This is a genomic window from Pseudomonas sp., from assembly GCF_050739655.1.
GTDB lineage: Bacteria > Pseudomonadota > Gammaproteobacteria > Pseudomonadales > Pseudomonadaceae > Aquipseudomonas.
Genome location: NZ_JBOIBY010000429.1, coordinates 1 through 1,639 on the forward strand (window position 1 = coordinate 1; position 1,639 = coordinate 1,639).

Annotated in this window: 2 protein-coding genes; both read right to left on the reverse strand. The window is 58.9% G+C overall.

Annotation, left to right across the window (positions count from 1 at the left end; translation table 11 throughout):
- Positions 1-325, reverse strand: a 325-nt coding sequence (gene iscU, locus ACRESJ_RS21030; protein ID WP_431759622.1) for a Fe-S cluster assembly scaffold IscU, incomplete at its 3' end; no start/stop codon positions are given.
- Between the two features lie 100 nt (positions 326-425).
- On the reverse strand, positions 426-1,639 hold a 1,214-nt coding region (locus tag ACRESJ_RS21035; RefSeq protein WP_431759623.1), incomplete at its 5' end, for an IscS subfamily cysteine desulfurase.

The following is a 1,639-nucleotide window of genomic DNA, read 5'->3' on the forward strand; positions in this document are numbered from 1 at the left end:
GTACGGAGCAGTGAATTTTCACTGGCGGCAGGGCCAGTTCTTCAGCCAGCTGAGTGTTCTTGATGGTTTCAGCTTCGTCCAGGGTCTTGCCCTTCATCCACTCGGTGGCCAGGGAGCTGGAAGCGATAGCCGAACCGCAGCCGTAGGTCTTGAACTTGGCATCTTCGATGATGCCGGCGTCGTTGACCTTGATCTGCAGACGCATCACGTCGCCGCACGCCGGAGCGCCGACCATGCCGGTGCCGACATCAGGGTCTTCGGCGTCCATCTTGCCGACGTTGCGCGGGTTTTCGTAGTGGTCGATGACCTTTTCGCTGTAAGCCATGATTCTCAATCCTCACTCATCAGGGCCGCTCTTGAGACCCTGTAATTGCGCTGCGTCAGTCGCCGCGCACTACAGGACCTGTATCCGGCGGCTTCTTTATTTAGTGTGCCGCCCACTCGATCTTCGAGATATCGACGCCGTCTTTGTACATGTCCCACAGCGGCGACAGAGCGCGCAGCTTGGTAACGGCCTCGCAGACTTTCTGCGCGGCGTAGTCGATTTCTTCTTCGGTTGAGAAGCGACCGAAGGTAAAGCGAATCGAGCTGTGTGCCAGTTCGTCGTTGCGGCCCAGGGCGCGCAGTACGTACGAAGGCTCAAGCGACGCCGAGGTGCACGCCGAACCGGACGAAACCGCCAGATCCTTGAGCGCCATGATCAGCGATTCGCCTTCAACGTAGTTGAAGCTCAGGTTCAGGTTGTGCGGAACGCGGGCAGTCAGGCTGCCGTTGACGTACAGCTCTTCCAGGTGCTCGACCTGCTTGTAGAAACGATCGCTCAAGGCCTTGATGCGCACGTTCTCGGCAGCCATGTCTTCCTTGGCTACACGGAAGGCTTCACCCATGCCGACGATCTGGTGGGTCGCCAGGGTGCCGGAACGCATGCCGCGCTCGTGACCGCCGCCGTGCATGGTCGCTTCGATGCGCACACGCGGCTTGCGGCTTACGTACAGCGCGCCGATGCCTTTAGGGCCATAAGTCTTGTGGGCAGAGAAGGACATCATGTCGACTTTCAGCTTCTGCAGGTCGATCTCGACCTTGCCAGTGGACTGAGCGGCGTCAACATGAAAGAGGATGCCTCTAGAGCGCAGCAGCTCGCCGATGGCGGCGATGTCGTTGATGGTGCCGATTTCGTTGTTCACGTGCATGACCGAAACCAGGATGGTGTCGTCGCGCAGTTCGGCTTCGATCATCTCCGGGGTCACCAGGCCGTCAGTGCGCGGCTCGATGTAGGTCACTTCGAAACCTTCACGCTCCAGTTGGCGCATGGTGTCCAGGACAGCCTTGTGCTCAATCTTGGTGGTGATCAGGTGCTTGCCTTTGGTGGCGTAGAAATGTGCCGCACCCTTGATTGCCAGGTTGTCGGATTCGGTGGCGCCGGAAGTCCAGACGATTTCACGCGGGTCGGCATTGACCAGGTCGGCCACCTGACGACGGGCGTTTTCGACGGATTCTTCAGCTTTCCAGCCGAACACGTGGGAACGGGACGCCGGGTTACCGAAGTTTCCGTCGACCAGCAGGCATTCACTCATCTTTTGCGCGACACGCGGATCAACCGGGGTAGTCGCAGAGTAATCAAGGTAAATCGGCAATTTCA